The following is a 14,803-nucleotide window of genomic DNA, read 5'->3' as shown; positions in this document are numbered from 1 at the left end:
GGTCGGCTCACCAGTGCGGCGGCACCTCGCGCAGGATGCGCTCGTCGTCGTCGCCGCCGCGACCGCCCCAGCCCTCGTCGGTGTCGTCCCGGCTCACGCCGAAGGGGTCCCGCGCGCCGTCCGTCGGCGGGGTCGTCGCCGGCGTACCACCCGTCGCGCGGCGCGGGCCCCTACGGCGCGGGGCCGCAGGGGTCGTCCCCGTCCGGTCGTCGTCCGGCGGGCCGGCGCCCGCGCCGCCGTCGTCCGGCGGGCCGGAACCCGCGCCGTCGGGGCGCGTCGCGCCTGCGCCGGTCACGAGCCGAGCGCGCGCCGCACCGCACCCGCGATCGCCGCGTCGATGCGCGCGCCGTGGCGCGTGATGCCGAGCTCGGTCCGCAGCGCGGCGGCCAGCTCGGCCTCGTCACGGGGCGCGCCGTCGGCCAGGACCCAGGCCGCGACGTCGTCGAGCTCGTCGTCGCTGTAGGCGTTCACCGGGAGCCCGCGCTCGACGGGCGGCCGCGGGCCGCGGGGCGTCGGGACCGCCGTGACGAGCTCGTCGTGCGCCTCGTCGCCCGGGAGGTCGCCAGCGTCGTCGGTCACGGAGCGTGCGTCGGCGCCGACCCGGTCCGGTGCGCGCGACGGCCGGCCCTGCACCGCGACCCGCTGGGCGCGACGCCGCGCGAGCGCGTCGAGCGTCGCCTCCACGACGGCGTCGGCCTCGCCCTGGGGGTCCAGGAACGCCGCCGCCGACCACACCTGGACGACCGTCCAGCCGAGCCGCTCGAGCCGCTCGGCGGCCTGCCTGTCGCGCACGCGCACGCTGGGCTCGGCGACGTAGGACTCGTCGTCGGTCAGGACCGCCACGAGCATCTCGCCCGGCAGCTCGGGGTGCCCGACGACGAGCGGGATGGTCGCGCCGCCCGGGACGCCGTGCCGCATCTCGACCAGGAGGCCCGTGCGCCACAGCCGCTCGGCCAGGTCCAGGACGAGCCGGTCGGAGTCCGACTCCGACGCGTCGGGGGCGTGCGGCTCACGCCGGGCACGCGCGTCGCCCGTCGCGGCGGTGCGCTCGGCGGCCAGGACGAGCAGGTCGTGCAGCAGGCGCGCGCCGGGTGCGCGCAGGCGCTCGACGTCGAGGTCGTCGTCGGCGAAGCACGAGACGACCGTGAGCCGGTGACGCGTGCTGCCGATCGCCTCGAGCAGGCGCCCCTCGCCCCCGGGCTCGCTCAGCGCGCCGAACCGGTGCAGGACGCGCCCGTGGGGTGTGCGCCCGAAACCGACCGACAGGATGACCGCCTCACGGCTGAGTCCCTGCGTCGCGCCGACCTCGGTGACGACGAACGGCTCGGACCGGTCCGCCGCGAAGAACGCGCCGAGCGCCGGGTTGTCCCGCACCTCGGTCATCACGGCCTCGCGCAGCCGCGCCGTGTGCTGCGGCGACGCGCTCACGACGGCGAGCGACTCGTCGGGCCGGGTCAGCGCGTGCTCGACGACGAGCTCGACGACGTGCTCGACCTCGGCCTGCGTCGACTCGACCGCTCCCCCGTCGCCCGTGGGCATGCCCGTGCCGGCGACGACGTCGAGCCGCAGGAGGGCACGCGTCGACGGCAGCGGCGTCGCGGTGAGGCGGCCCGCGTACCCGTGCTCGGCGAGGAAGGCGGTCAGGTGCGGGTCGCGTCGTGACGCGTCGGCGTGCAGCGGGACCGTCGGCAGGACCGCGGCGAGCTCGGCGAGCGCGCTGCCCGACGCGCTGCGGGTGTCCCCCACGACGAGCACCTGGCGACCGCGCGCCAGCGCGGGCACGACCACCTCGACCGGGAGGTGCCCGGCGGCGTCGAGGACCACGAGGTCCTCGGTCCGGCCGGCCGGGAGCAGCTGCGGCACGAGCACGGGCGACGCGACGAGGCACGGCCGGAGGTGGCGCACGACCGTGGGGTAGCGCTCGGCGGCGGTCCGCAGGCCCGCGAACCGGTGCTCGACCAGCTCGGCGAACAGCGCCTGGGACTCCTCGTCCGCCCCGCGCAGCCTCGTCCGCAGGAGCTCGCGCGACGACGCGAGGCTCAGCAGGGCGCGGTCGCGCAGGTGCCGCCGGTCGAGCGTGCGGAACTCGGCGACGAGGCGCGCGAGCGCCGTCCCGTCGTAGCCCGCGAGCGCGGGGTCCTGACGCAGGATCGCCTCGAACACCGTGCTCCACCACGCGAGGTCGAGCTCGGCGGCGACGAGCCCCGCGGGGACCTGCCGGTCCTCGAGGTCCGTGAGCAGGTCGCCCAGCCCCTGGCCGGCGAGGTGGCGGACGACGGCGGTGCGCTCGGGCAGGAGGTCGAGCGCGGCACGGTCCTGGCGCAGGCGGCGGAGGCGGCCGTCGAGCTCGTCCCAGGCCAGCCCGGCGAGGTCGGTCGCGCGAGACCCGCCCGCGCCCGACGCCGCGGCGTCGCCCGAGGCGAGCACCCCGCCGAGCCACGCGAGGTCCTCGCTCAGCTCGCGGTGGTCGTGCTCGACGTCCGCGAGCCCGACGGGGATGCGCGGCCACCCGCCCGCCGGGCAGTGCGCCTGCCACACGCCGCGCTGCTCCTGGACGTGGACGAGCGCCGCGTGCAGGTCGTCGACCGGGCGGCCGGGCCGCAGGAGGTCCTTGGCCTGCTTGCGCAGGCGCCGGCGGAGCATGCCGCTCATCTCCACGCCGTGCTCGGCGCGCCACTGGGCGGTCGCGGTCGCGGCGACGAGGTCCGCCGCCGACCGCTCGAACACGATCGGCTGGAACACGTCGAGGGCCTTGCGGACCTCGGCGAGCATGGTGAGCTGCTCACCCCACTCGCGCGGCGTCGTCGCGGGCACGAGGCCCGTCTCCTCGGCGACGCGCGCGACCTCGGCCTGGACGCGCGGGAGCGTGTCCGTCAGGAGGCGCTCGACGCGGTGCAGCGCGTCGTCGGCGCGCGCGGCCGTGAGGATGTCCGCCCCGTACCAGGCGGACGCGCGCACGGGAGCGCTGAAGGCTCCGAGCACGGACGCGCGGACGAGGTCGGCGGCGGCCTGGGCCCGCCGCTCGGCGGTGAGCGACTCGGCCACGGCGGGCGAGAGGCGGACGCGCGTCTGCGGACCGGGCCGTGCGGACGTGAGCCGTGCGAGCGCCTGGAGTGCGTCGTACGCCGACGCCCCCCACGGCTCGCGCGTGCGGTGCAGCGCCTCGATGTACCCCGTGAGGCGGCGGCGGCGGTCGAGCAGCTCGCGCTGCACGACGGCGACCTCGTCCTCGGGCACCTCGACGGGCTGGACGGTCATCGCGGCGAGCAGCCGGCCCGCGACCTGCGTGCGCCACGTCGGCTCGGGCGGGATGTCCAGGACGGTCTCGTCGAGACCGAGAGCCGCGAGCCGCTCGACGAGCGCCGTCGCGGCCCGTCGGTGACCCGCGACGTACAGGACCGTGCGGCCGGCCGCGGCCGCGTCCGCGACGACGGCCGCGAGCGTGCCCGCGACGTCGCTCCCGGTGGGCGCGTCGACGAGCACGTGGTGCCCCGCGGCGATCGCGTCGAGGACGTGGACCTGCGCCGGGTCGAGGTCGCCGACCCCGCGCTCCTGCTCGAGCGGCCGGTCCCCCGTGAGGACAGGCGGGAGGGGGTGCGCGAGCGCCGCGACGGCCGCCGCGTCACCCGCGAGCGCGCGCAGCACCTCGTGCTCGACGACGGGCAGCGCGTCGAGGTCGTCGACCAGCGCCTGCTCGGGGTGCACGAAGGTGCCGACGAGGAGGCGCTCGTCGAGCTCGAAGTCCGGCAGCAGCGCGAGCCCGAGCGAGCGCAGCCGGTCGAGCGCCGCGCGGGGGTCGAACCCGTGCTCGGTGAAGGCGCCGCGCGCGAGCGCTGCGGGGTCCAGGAGCGCGCCTCGCGTGCGCAGCGCCCCCGCGAGGAGCGGGTTCACGTCGAGCGACGGGTCGAGCGCGAGGTCGTAGTCGCTCTCCCCGCGGCCGCGCGGGCGGATCGCGACCGGACGCAGGAGCACCGGTGCACGCACGGTCCGCGGCTCGTCGCCGGGCGCGTCGCCGGCGGCACCCGTGCCGCCGGGCTCGGACCAGGTGGCGACCCCGATCGCGAGGAACGCGGACGCCAGCCCGTAGCGCTGCGCGTGGTCGTCGGCGCGGGCCGCCACGGCCCGGGCCCGGCGTCGCGCGGAGGCGAGCGCGCCGCCGTCGCGGACGAGGTTCGACAGCCGCGTCTCGCGCCCCGCGAACATCTGCGCGATCCCGGACGGGTGCGCGGCCGACAGGTCGAGGACCGCGTCGCCGAGCCGCTCGACGTCCGAGAGCGCCGAGTCGCCCGCGCGCTCGAGGAGCGCGGCACGCCAGCGTCGCGTCGCGCGGGCGATCGGGTCGCTCGGCTCGTCCGCGGCGGGCGCCGTCGTCGGGCGGGGGGTCGTGGTGGCCGCACCCGCCTCGGCGTGTCCCCCGCCGACGGGACCGGGCGCGGCACCGCGGCCCGTCCTCGCGGCGCTCGGGTCGCCGTCGTCGGCGGAGCTCGGGGCGCCGTCCGCGTCCGCGCCGGGGGCTGCGGGCCGGGTGGCGTCGGGCCGGCCCTGGCCGTCGACGGCGTCGTCGGAGGAGCCGGGCTCGACGGGTCCGCGGGCGTCTCGTGCACCCGCGCGCGCAGGTCCGGGCGCTGCGTCGTCGGCGGGTGCAGCGTCGTCGGGTGCAGCGTCGTCGGGTGCAGCGTCGTCGGCGGTCCGGGCGTCGGCGGCGGACGTCCTGCCGCGGAAGGGGCGGCGCAGGACGGAGGTGCGCCGCGGGGCGCGGCGACCGGGGTCCGGCGTCGGGGCCGGACCCGTCGACGGGGCGGTGGTGTCCTCGGCGGGGGTTCCGGCGTCAGGACCGGTCGAGTCGTCGGATCCCTCGTCGTGGCGGCGCGCGGGAAGGGTCACGGCCTCCACGCTAACCGCCCCGCCCGCGGCGGTCGGGCTGGCGCGCCGGGCGCACGGGGTGACGCGGGCCCCCAGGGCAGCGACCTCGGCCGCGAGCGCGTCGCCGTCGGCGGGAGCGCAGGGAGGGTGCCCGGGCGAGGGCAGGAGGAGCGTGCGGGCAACGCGTCGGCGCGGCCGGCCCGGGAAAGTCCGGACATGACGACGGTGCGCACCGCGCAGGGGGCAGGCGATGCGCACCGTCGAGGACGAGTATGAGTCCGCCCGCCCCGTGCGTCAAACTGCGCGAAGGCCGATCGGCGACTCGATCGGTCGCCCCGAGCCTGTGACTCCGATGACTCCATCAGTGACAAGCGGCCCCGACGACGGAATCCGCAGGTGCGACGGAGGCGTGGGTCGCGGATGGTCGCTCGGCGGGCACCCCCGGTGCGGATCCCTCTCGGGCACGATGGTCCGACCGGCCGCGGCTGCGGGCGGTCTCGTCCCGAGGAGGCACGCGTGCGGCTCTCGCGGTTCTTCCCGGACCCTCCCCCACCGGGGCGACCGGGCGACCCGGGACTGCTGGGCCCGGACTCGGCGGCGTGGCGCGTCGGACGTGAGCGCGCGCTCCTGCTCGCGGGCCCCGCCGCGCTGCTGCTCCAGGTGGCGCACCCGCTCGTCGCGGCCGGGGTCGCCGCGCACAGCGACTTCGTCGACGACCCGCTGCGCCGCCTCCGCGGGACGCTCGACGCCGTCCTGACGGTGACGTTCGGCGACACCGAGCAGGTGCGCGGCGCCGCGGCGCGCGTCGCGGGCGCGCACGCCCCCGTCCGCGGCCGGCTCCCGGTGCGCGTCGGAGACGTCGCCGCCGGCACGCCCTACCGCGCGCAGGACCCCACGCTCGCCCGGTGGGTCCTCACGACGCTCGAGTGGTCCGCGGTCCGCGCGACCGAGGTGTTCGTCCGCCCGCTGGGTCCCGACGAGCGCGACGCCTACCACCGGGACATGGGCGTGCTCGGCGTCGTGCTCGGCGTCGACGCCCGCGACCTCACGACGGACTGGGCGTCCGTCGAGGAGCTCGTCACCGAGCACGTCGCGAGCACGCTCGCCGTCGACGGCACGGCGCGCGGGCTGGCCCGCGACGTCCTCGACCCGACGCCGCCCGTGCTCCCGCGCGGGCTGCGGCGCCTCCCCGCACTGGTCGCCGCGGGGCTGCTGCCGCCCGCGGTCCGGATCGCGTACGGCCTGCCCTGGCGCCGACGCGAGCGTGCTGCGTTCGCCGTCCTGCGGCTCACCGTGCGGGCCGTCCTGCCGTTCCTCCCGCGCCCGGTGCGGTGCTGGCCGCACGAGCGGGTCGCACGACGACGCGTCGGGTGAGCCCTACCCGCCGTGACGGACGTCGACCGTCCCGGCGCGGTGCCACGCGGGTTCCCCCACGCGCCGCACGTCGTGCTCGGCGCCGAGCCTGCCCAGGACGCCCGTGCGGTCCGGGCCCGCCGTCCGGAGCTGGTCGTAGAGCTCCTCGGGGACGTCCCGGTACTCGAACAGCGCCCACCGCGTGCGGCTGGGGTTGACCATGCGGACCCGCAGCGTCCGGGTCGACGGGTCGTGGGTCAGGCCTTGCAGGAAGAGCACGGGTCCCAGGGTCCGCGCCTGCCGGGGGACCCTCGGGGGACCAAGGTCGCAGCGGACCCGGGGCGTAGCATCACCGCTTCGTGAGCCGCCTCGTCGAGACCGTCCTCCCCCGCCGCCTGGGGACGGGCTTCCGTTGGCTCCTCGGCTCCTCGTGGGCGAGCAACCTCGGCGACGGCGTCGCGCTCGCCGCGGGTCCGCTCCTCGTCGCCTCGCTCACGGAGTCACCCTTCGTCGTCGCGCTCGCCGCGACCCTCCAGTGGCTGCCGCCGCTGCTCTTCGGGCTCCTCGCGGGCGCGCTGTCGGACCGGCTGGACCGGCGCCTCCTCGTCGTCGCGGTCGACCTCGCGCGCGCCGTGATGCTCGTGGTCCTGGCACTCGCCCTGACGACGCGCGACGTGCCCGTCGCGGTCGTCCTCGCGACCTTGTTCGCGCTCGCGACGGCCGAGGTGTTCGCCGACAACGCCGCCCAGACGCTCCTGCCGATGCTCGTGCGCCGCGTCGACCTCGGCGTCGCGAACGCGCGCCTGCAGACGGGGTTCATCACGATGAACCAGCTCGCCGGGCCACCGCTCGGCGCCGCGCTGTTCGCCGCGGGCGTCGTGTGGCCCTTCGCGAGCCAGGCGGTCCTCGTCGCGCTCGGCGCGGTCCTCGCGTCGCGCCTCGTGCTGCCCGCGCACGGCCGGCGCGAGCGCACCGGGTCTCACCTGGGCCACGACATCGCGGAAGGGTTCCGCTGGGTGCGCCAGCACGCCGCGGTGCGCACGCTCGTCCTGACGATCTTCACGTTCAACATCACGTTCGGTGCCGCGTGGTCGGTGCTCGTCCTGTACGCGACCGAACGTCTCGGCATGGGCGCGGTCGGCTTCGGGCTGCTCACGACCCTGAGCGCGGTCGGCGGCCTGGCGGGCACCGCCGCGTACGGCTGGATCACGCGCCGCGTGAGCCTCGCGGACCTCATGCGGATCGGCCTGGTCATCGAGACGCTCACGCACCTCGCGCTCGCGCTGACGCGGCAGGCCTGGGTCGCGATGGTGATCTTCGTCGTGTTCGGGGCGCACGCGTTCGTGTGGGGCACGACGTCGACCACCGTTCGCCAGCGCGCGGTGCCGAGCGCGCTCCAGGGGCGGGTCGGCAGCGTCAACATGGTCGGCGTGTTCGGCGGGCTCGTCGTCGGCTCGGGCATCGGCGGTGCGCTCGCCCAGCGCTGGGGCGTCACGGCGCCGTTCTGGTTCGCGTTCGTCGGCTCGGCGGTGTTCGTCGTGCTCATCTGGCGCGAGCTGCGGCACATCGCGCACGCCGACGAGGACCCGACGGTCGAGGACGACCGCGGCACGGACGAGCACCGGGGACGCGAGGAGGCCGACGACGGCGGGACCGGTCCCGCGCGGCGCTGACGCGACCCCCTCGCCCCGGGGGCCTCTCAGTCGAACCGGATGTCTGCCGCCAGCGCGGTGACCGCTGCCGCACGCTCCTGCTCGTGGACCAGGCGCTCGCTGCGCTCGTCGTCGAGCCGCGTCTGCTCCTGGGCCATCGCGTCGCCCATCTCGCGCAGCACCGCGGCGATCCGCGACGCGAGCCCGTCGCGCAGCTCGGCGAGGGTCGTGTTCCCGATCAGCAGTCGACGGTCCGAGACCCGCAGCTCGACGCCGGGGTGGCCGTCCGCCGCGAGCCGGCGGGCCGTCGAGGGGTCCTCGAGGTACGCCTTCTCGCGCGGGCCCACCTGACGGGAGAACACCGCGGGCACCGTGTACCGGCGCGGCTCGTCGGGCGTGCCGACCTCGGCCGGCAGCCCGGAGGCGAGGACGGAGGTGAGGCGGAGGTGCCCGTTCGGGACCGCGGTGCTGGACTCGCCGGCGGGCGACCCGGCGGCCGGGGTCTCGGGGGTGGGGGTCTCGGTGGTGGGGATCTCGGCGGGGGCCTCGGTGGCGGGGTCGACGGAGGGTGCGGAGGTGTGCAGCATGGGGTCAGCGCCGATCAGGTCGTGGTGCGCGGTACTACGGGTGACCACGCCGCGGGCGCGGGTGGGCCGGACGTCGGGCGGCGGCGGTGCGCCGCGGGTCACCGCGGGGTGCGGCCGGCGCCGAGGCGGTGCCGGAGCTGGGTGATGCGCGTGGTCCCGATGACGAGCGCGACGAGCCCGACGCCGACGCCGGCGATGAGCAGCGTGAGGCCGAGCGGGGCCGTGCCGGTCATCCCGAGGAACGTCACCTCGACGGGTCCGGTGTTCTGGAGCATGAAGACGATGAGCGCCACGAGCAGGAGCGCGGCGACGCAGATGCCGACCCACGCGGCTCCGGCGCGCGTGCGGTTCCGTCCCTGCCTCCCGGTGCGGGTCGGCGACGGACCTCGACGCGTGGTGGGCCTCTCCGCCGGGCGCGTGGCGCCGGCCGCGGACGGCCGGTGGCGGGTGGTCTCGGGCTGGGCGGGCATGACGCCCTCCTCGATGGCGCCGGGTGGTCCGCCGTCGAGCTGAGGGCGTGCGTCCCGGGCCTGCGGCCACCGTACGCCTGCCGCCTGTGCGGAGGGCGGGCCCGGCGTGCCCGCTGACGGCGGAGGGTCGCCCGCGCGGTGCGCGGGCGACCCTCCGTCGGTCACGTCCCGGTCGGCTCGGGTGCGCGGCACGTGTCCGCGCCCGAGCCGCCCGGACGTCAGGGGTAGCTGACGACGTACGCGGGCTGACCCGTGTTCGTGTTGTCGACCTGACCGCCCACGCCGTTGACGACGTGCCGGATGGTGCCGGCGCTCAGGTTGACGGTCATGACGTGGTTGAGGCGGACGCCCTCGGTCTGCGGCACCTCGAACCCGTTCTCGGTGACGATCGACGGGTTGTTCTGGTTGAACACGTAGACACCGCCGCCCCACAGCTCGTGGGTCCGCACGTCGTCGCCGACCTTGTAGCCGGCCCAGCCGAGTGTGCCGTCGGGCTCGGTCCAGTCGGCCTGCGTCGGCGGGTCGTACGGCAGCTCGTTCTGGTAGAGCACGACGCGGCCGTCCTCGCCGTTCCAGATCGTGTTGTGCTCCTGGAAGTGCTCGACGAACAGGCCCGTCGCGGTGACCCGGTCGCCGTTGACGACGACGCCGTTGCGGCCCGTGTTGGTGCGCCAGCGCTCCGTGTCGCCGTTGACGCCCTCGGTGAAGCCCTCGACGCCGTGGTCCCCGCGCCACACCCAGGTGTGGTCCACGAGGACGTCGTCGGCGTCGATCTGCAGCGCGACGTCGGTGCGCCCGACGTGCGGACCGCCCACCCGGAAGTAGACGTCGCTCAGCGTGATCGGGTCGAGCTCGCCCCGGCCGCTGCGGCCCCACGCGTGGCCGTCGCCGCGGCGGTCGCCGCCGACCTGGAGCAGCACGGGCGACTCCTCGGTGCCCGCGTCGATCGTGACGCCGGCGACGACGATGCCGGGGCGGTCGGCGACGCGCATCGGCACCGCGCCGTCCACGGCGGTGAGCGTCGCGTGGCCCATGCCGAGCACGACCGTGCCGGCACGGCGGACCTCGATGGTGCGCGCGACGTCGTAGACGCCGGGCGTGAGGAGCAGGTGCTTGCCCCGCGCGAGCTGGCTGTTGATGTGCTGGACGGAGTCGTCCGGCGACGCGACGTAGAAGTCGCTCAGCGGGACCGTCCGGCCCGGCGTCTCGCCGTCGGCCCACGTGATGCCGCGCGTGCCCTCGTGCGCGGACGGGACGCGCACGGCCCACCGCCCGTCGTCGTCGACGTGCAGGTACGGCTTCTCACGGCTCAGCGGCGTCTCGTCGAGCGTCGTGTAGGGCGGGTCGGGGAAGGTCGCGTCGTCAGGGGCGCCCTCGACGCCCGCGAACACCTGGTTCCAGACGGCGTTGGACCAGCTGCGGACCTCGCTGTTGCGCGTGAGCCACTGCTGCTGGGAGCCGTTGATCACGTCGCCGAAGCGGGAGTCGGCGATGAAGCCGCCGCTCGCGTACTGCGGGCCGGCGGTGCAGTAGTCCATGAGCGAGAAGGCGGGGTCGCCCTCGCCGGCGCGGACGTCGACCCGCCGCACCGACACGGCCTGCGAGACGGCCCAGAAGTTGGCCGACGCGCGGCAGCCGTCCTGGCCGGCGGCCTCGATGTCGAGCGTGAGGTTCGACAGCGTGCGCCAGAAGTTGACGAGCGCGATGCAGTTCGGGTTCGCCGGGTCGTCCGAGAGGCACCGGTTGTAGGTCTCGATCTTGCCGTGGATCGTCACGTCCGACGGCGAGGCACCGAGGCCCGCGACCTCGGTGTAGTAGCCGACCTGGATCTGCAGCGGGTCCTCGGCCGAGCCGTACTCGCCGGGCAGGAAGAGCAGGCTGTAGCGGTCGGTGCCCATCTCGGCGTCGACCTGGCGCGCGTGGATCTCGTCGAACGTCTCCTGGATCTCGTCCGTGGACATGCTCGGGTCGAGGACGACGACGTCGGACCCGAGGTCGGGCGGTCCGGCGGGGCGTGGCGGTGCGGCGGCGGCCGACGAGGCGACCGCCGTCGCGGCGGCGACGAGCACCGCCGGTGCGGCGATGCGGGCACGTCGGCGCCGGGGCTGGTGGGAGTCCATGCGAGGTCCTCTCCGTCGAGTGACTTGCGGACGGCCCGACGACGCCGGAGCGGACGGTCGGGTTCGACCGGAGGGGCCGCCCGCGGCGATGAGACCGGGCCCATCGGGAGCAAACCACACTTTCCGACCTGTCAGTAAGTCCTGGACGGGCCCGGTCTCGTCACCCGGTCGCCGCAGCGGCGACGGCCTGCCCGACCAGCGCCGCATCGGTCACGTCCAGGTCCCCACCCGCCCCGCCGCCGGGCCCTGCCGGGCCGCGGTCGGGCACGGACGCTCGGGCCGAGAGGTGCACCGCGTCGACCCCCGCGCGCACGAGCCGGGCGACGTCGCCCGGCACGACTCCCCCGCCGGCCATGACCTGCAGCCGGCCGGCTGCGTGCGCGACCAGCGTGCGCAGCTCGACGGTGGCGTCGGCCGCGCGCGGCCGGCCCCCCGACGTCAGGACCCGCACGACGCCGAGGTCCGCGAGCCGGTCCACGGCGCGCAGGGGCTCGGCGACGACGTCGAGCGCGCGGTGGAACGTCACCTCCCGCCCGTCCGCCGCGTCGACGAGCCGCGCGACGAGGGCGGCGTCGACGACCCCGGCCCCGGTGAGCGCGCCGACGACGACGCCCGCGGCGCCCGCCGCGACGGCCGACCGCACCTCGGCGACGAGCACGTCCGCCTCGTCGGCGTCGTGCACGAAGCCGCCCGGCCGCGGTCGCACCAGCACGTGCACGCCGAGCGCGTCCGATCCGTCCAGGTCCGCGAGCGCCTCGAGCACGCGCGCGACGAGCCCGGGTCCGGGCGTGACACCACCCGTCGCGCCGAGCGCCGCGCACAGCTCGACCCGGTCGGCACCGGCCCGCGCCGCGACCCGCGCCCCGGCCACGTCCTGCACGGCCACCTCGACCGCCACACGTCGCCCGTCGGACCGCCCCGTCATGGTCGCTCCCCTCGTCGTGCCAGCAGCGACGCTAGCCACACGCCCGTCGAGGTGAGGATTGTGGTCGGCGTGTCGCGCGACACGCCGACCACAACCCTCACCTCGACAGGGTGGGTCGGTCGGTGAACTCAGAGGGTCGTCACAGCGTGGTCCCAGGCAGTGGGAGCACAGTGGTCCCATCGGCAGGTCCGACGCAGGTCCGGCCACGAGGAGGAGACGACCATGAGGATCAGCAGGAAGCTCGTGGCAGCCGGGGTCGCGGGGACGATGGGCGTCGCGGGGCTCGGCCTCGCGGCCGCCGCGTCGGCCGCCGAGGACGACGGCAGCAGCACGACGACGGGTCGCGTCGAGGCGATCCGCGACGCGCTCGCGGACCTCGTCGACGACGGGACGCTCACGGACGAGCAGGCGGACCGCGTCGCGGAGACCCTCGACGGGTCGGCGGCGCTCGCTCCCGGGCGGGGCGGGGGGATGGGCCCCGGCTTCGGCCACTCGCGCGGGCTGGGGCTCGGCCACGCGCGCGGGCTCGCGCTCGACGTCGCCGCGGAGACGCTCGGTCTCACCACCGACGATCTGCGCACCGCGCTCGCGGAGGACGGCGCGACGCTCGCGTCGGTCGCCCAGGCGCAGGGGGTCGACGAGGACGCGCTGGTCGCCGCGCTCGTCGCGGCCGCGACCGAGCACCTCGCGGCGGCCGTCGAGGAGGGCCGTCTCACGCAGGAGGAGGCCGACGAGCGGGCCGCGCAGCTCACCGAGCGCTTCACCGCGCTCGTCGACCAGGAGGCCGTCGGCGGGGTGCGCATGGGCGACGGCACCTCGAACGGCAGGGGCAACGGCATGGGGATGGGCGTCCGCACGGGCGGCGGCAACGGCAACGGGCGCGGCTCGGACGCCTGACCCGCCCGGGTGTGAGGACCCGCCCGGCGCCGGCCAGATCGCCGGCGCTCAGGGCGGCACCCCGCGCCGCCACCACGGCCGGCCGGTCCGACGAGGACCGGCCGGCCGTCGTCGTCCCACGCACCGGGACGCGTCTTGGCGGTCGGTGAGACGGCTGCCATCCTCCCGGACATGACCCGCCACCTGCCGCACGTGCCGCGCGACGCCGCCGGCACGCGAATGTGCAGCCCCGGGCAGGTCACGGCGCCCCGCCGCTGACCCCTCCCGGGTCCCGGGAGGTCCCGCGCGTCGACCGCGCCGGGCCACCCCCGCTCCGCGCTCGGCACGAGCCGGCGCTCGGCCCGCCCCGTCGTGCGGCCCGCCCCGTCGTGCGGCCCGCCCCGTCGTGCGGCCCGCCCCGTCGTGCGGCCGCGCCCGCCCAGGCGGAGCACATCGGGCCGGCCCCTGCCCGGACCGGAGCCCACCCCGGCCGGAGCCCACCCGGACCGGAACCCGCTCCCACCAGAGCCCGGTCCCACCGTCGTCGGCCGCGACCCGCCGCGGACACCGACGACGACCACCGTCCCGTCCACCCACGGCCTCTTGCCGGAGGCCCCGACCCCGCACCACCACCCAGACCCGTCCATCACGCATCCCGGAGGTTCCCCATGACCGGCACCCGCTACGACGCCGCCGTCGAGAAGTACCGCCCCGTCCTCGAGCGCATCGCGGCCCGAGCCGTCGACGCCGAGCTCACCCGCACCCTGCCGTTCGAGCAGGTCGAGTGGCTCCGCGCCGCGGGCTTCGGCGCGGCCCGCATCCCCGTCGAGCTCGGCGGCGACGGGCTGACGTGGGCCGAGCTCACGCGCCTGCTCGTCGACCTCGCGACGGCCGACAGCAACGTCGTCCAGGCGCTGCGCGGTCACTTCGCGCTCGTCGAGGACCAGCTGTACCACCACCCCCGCGAGGACCGGAGCGCGTGGCTGCGTCGGTTCGCGGCCGGTGAGCTCGCCGGCAACGCGTGGACCGAGCCGGGTGCGGGTGGCGTGGCCACCGTGCTCGACGGCTCGGGCGACGACCTCACGCTCACGGGCCGCAAGTTCTACACGACGGGCTCGATCTTCGCGGACTGGATCGACGCGGTCGCCAAGCGGCCCGACGGGTCGGACGTCGCGGTCATCGTCCGCGCACGGCAGGACGGCGTGACGATCCTCGACGACTGGGACGGGTTCGGGCAGCGTCTCACCGGGACCGGCACGACGATCTTCGACGGGGCGCGCGTCGAGCCCGACGCGGTCTTCGAGTTCGAGAGCCGGTTCCGCTACCAGACCGCGCTCTACCAGCACTTCCACCTCGCGACGCTCGCGGGGATCGCGCACGCCGCGGCGCGCGACGCCGCCGACCAGGTCCGGAGCCGCACCCGGGCGTTCACGCACAACAACGCGACCCTCGTGCGGCACGACCCGCAGGCGCTCGCGACCGTGGGGCAGATCGGGTCGGTCGCCTACGTCGCGACCGCGACGGCGCTGCGGGCAGCGGACGCGATCGACGCCGCGTACGCCGCGCGGGACCTCGACGCCGACGCCGAGCACGCGGTGAACGTGCGGACGGAGCTCGAGACGGCCCAGGCGCAGGTCGTGCTCAGCACGCTCGTGCCGCAGGCCGTCGGGTCCATCTTCGACGCCCTCGGCGCGTCGTCGACGAGCACGGCCAAGGCGCTCGACCGTCACTGGCGCAACGCCCGGACGGTCGCGACCCACAACCCGTGGACCCTCAAGGCCAAGGTCGTCGGCGACCACGCGGTCAACGGCACCGAGCCGGTCTTCGTGTGGGGCATCGGCGTCCAGGCACCGGCCGACGCCGCGTCGTCCGGCGCGGGGTCGCAGCCCGTCCGCGTCTGAGTCACCCGCTCGCGCGGGCGGCGGGAGGTCAACTCCCGCCGCCCGCGGCCGATGGG

The 14,803-nt window shown here is 76.7% G+C and carries 10 protein-coding genes; 4 read left to right on the top strand and 6 right to left on the bottom strand.

The genetic code is table 11. The features are described 5' to 3' along the window. Nucleotides 1–291 precede the first annotated feature (291 nt). On the bottom strand, nucleotides 292–4,884 hold the full coding sequence (locus tag IEV86_RS15990; RefSeq protein ID WP_229734697.1) for a PDDEXK-like endonuclease domain-containing protein: 4,593 nt from the start codon (nucleotides 4,882–4,884) through the stop codon (nucleotides 292–294). Between the two features lie 495 nt (nucleotides 4,885–5,379). Between IEV86_RS15990 and IEV86_RS15985 the strand changes: the two genes are divergently transcribed. Then, nucleotides 5,380–6,237, top strand: coding sequence for an oxygenase MpaB family protein (locus IEV86_RS15985; RefSeq protein WP_052426506.1), 858 nt, complete (start codon nucleotides 5,380–5,382; stop codon nucleotides 6,235–6,237). Between the two features lie 3 nt (nucleotides 6,238–6,240). On the opposite strand, the gene IEV86_RS15980 is transcribed toward IEV86_RS15985, so the two are convergent. Beyond that, complete coding sequence (locus IEV86_RS15980) at nucleotides 6,241–6,495, bottom strand: hypothetical protein (protein ID WP_043609389.1); 255 nt, start codon at nucleotides 6,493–6,495, stop codon at nucleotides 6,241–6,243. An 80-nt stretch (nucleotides 6,496–6,575) separates the two neighbouring features. On the opposite strand from IEV86_RS15980, the gene IEV86_RS15975 reads away from it, so the two are divergent. Continuing rightward, a complete protein-coding gene (locus IEV86_RS15975) occupies nucleotides 6,576–7,889 on the top strand; it encodes an MFS transporter (RefSeq protein ID WP_081978908.1) in 1,314 nt (437 codons plus the stop codon). A gap of 26 nt (nucleotides 7,890–7,915) precedes the next feature. On the opposite strand, the gene IEV86_RS15970 is transcribed toward IEV86_RS15975, so the two are convergent. From IEV86_RS15970 to IEV86_RS15955, 4 genes are all read right to left on the bottom strand, one after another. Then, nucleotides 7,916–8,455 carry a hypothetical protein gene (locus IEV86_RS15970; protein WP_052426507.1) on the bottom strand — a complete coding sequence of 180 codons (540 nt, stop codon included), beginning with the start codon at nucleotides 8,453–8,455 and terminating at the stop codon, nucleotides 7,916–7,918. A gap of 98 nt (nucleotides 8,456–8,553) precedes the next feature. Further along, nucleotides 8,554–8,925 carry a LapA family protein gene (locus IEV86_RS18030; RefSeq protein WP_081978909.1) on the bottom strand — a complete coding sequence of 124 codons (372 nt, stop codon included), beginning with the start codon at nucleotides 8,923–8,925 and terminating at the stop codon, nucleotides 8,554–8,556. Between the two features lie 218 nt (nucleotides 8,926–9,143). After that, nucleotides 9,144–11,045 carry a pectate lyase-like domain-containing protein gene (locus tag IEV86_RS15960; protein WP_043609394.1) on the bottom strand — a complete coding sequence of 634 codons (1,902 nt, stop codon included), beginning with the start codon at nucleotides 11,043–11,045 and terminating at the stop codon, nucleotides 9,144–9,146. A gap of 160 nt (nucleotides 11,046–11,205) precedes the next feature. Continuing rightward, entirely contained in the window at nucleotides 11,206–11,970 is a 765-nt protein-coding gene (locus tag IEV86_RS15955) for a copper homeostasis protein CutC (protein ID WP_043609398.1), read from the bottom strand. A 222-nt stretch (nucleotides 11,971–12,192) separates the two neighbouring features. Here IEV86_RS15955 and IEV86_RS15950 point away from each other — a divergent pair, with 222 nt between their 5' ends. Further along, entirely contained in the window at nucleotides 12,193–12,867 is a 675-nt protein-coding gene (locus IEV86_RS15950; RefSeq protein ID WP_152605764.1) for a hypothetical protein, read from the top strand. Between the two features lie 647 nt (nucleotides 12,868–13,514). Continuing rightward, on the top strand, nucleotides 13,515–14,747 hold the full coding sequence (locus IEV86_RS15945) for an acyl-CoA dehydrogenase family protein (RefSeq protein WP_043608819.1): 1,233 nt from the start codon (nucleotides 13,515–13,517) through the stop codon (nucleotides 14,745–14,747). Nucleotides 14,748–14,803: the final 56 nt, after the last annotated feature.

It is taken from the genome of Cellulomonas carbonis (genome assembly GCF_014636275.1).
Classification (GTDB): Bacteria; Actinomycetota; Actinomycetes; order Actinomycetales; family Cellulomonadaceae; genus Actinotalea; species Actinotalea carbonis.
Note: the sequence above shows the minus strand (reverse complement) of the source record. Positions and strands in the feature narration are given on the sequence as shown.

What these genes read in the sequence shown, in the direction of transcription:
- IEV86_RS15970 (WP_052426507.1), bottom strand. Translation starts at nt 8,455, where the DNA reads ATGCTGCACACCTCCGCACCCTCCGTCGACCCCGCCACCGAGGCCCCC.
- IEV86_RS18030 (WP_081978909.1), bottom strand. Translation starts at nt 8,925, where the DNA reads ATGCCCGCCCAGCCCGAGACCACCCGCCACCGGCCGTCCGCGGCCGGC.
- IEV86_RS15960 (WP_043609394.1), bottom strand. Translation starts at nt 11,045, where the DNA reads ATGGACTCCCACCAGCCCCGGCGCCGACGTGCCCGCATCGCCGCACCG.
- IEV86_RS15955 (WP_043609398.1), bottom strand. Translation starts at nt 11,970, where the DNA reads ATGACGGGGCGGTCCGACGGGCGACGTGTGGCGGTCGAGGTGGCCGTG.
- IEV86_RS15950 (WP_152605764.1), top strand. Translation starts at nt 12,193, where the DNA reads ATGAGGATCAGCAGGAAGCTCGTGGCAGCCGGGGTCGCGGGGACGATG.
- IEV86_RS15945 (WP_043608819.1), top strand. Translation starts at nt 13,515, where the DNA reads ATGACCGGCACCCGCTACGACGCCGCCGTCGAGAAGTACCGCCCCGTC.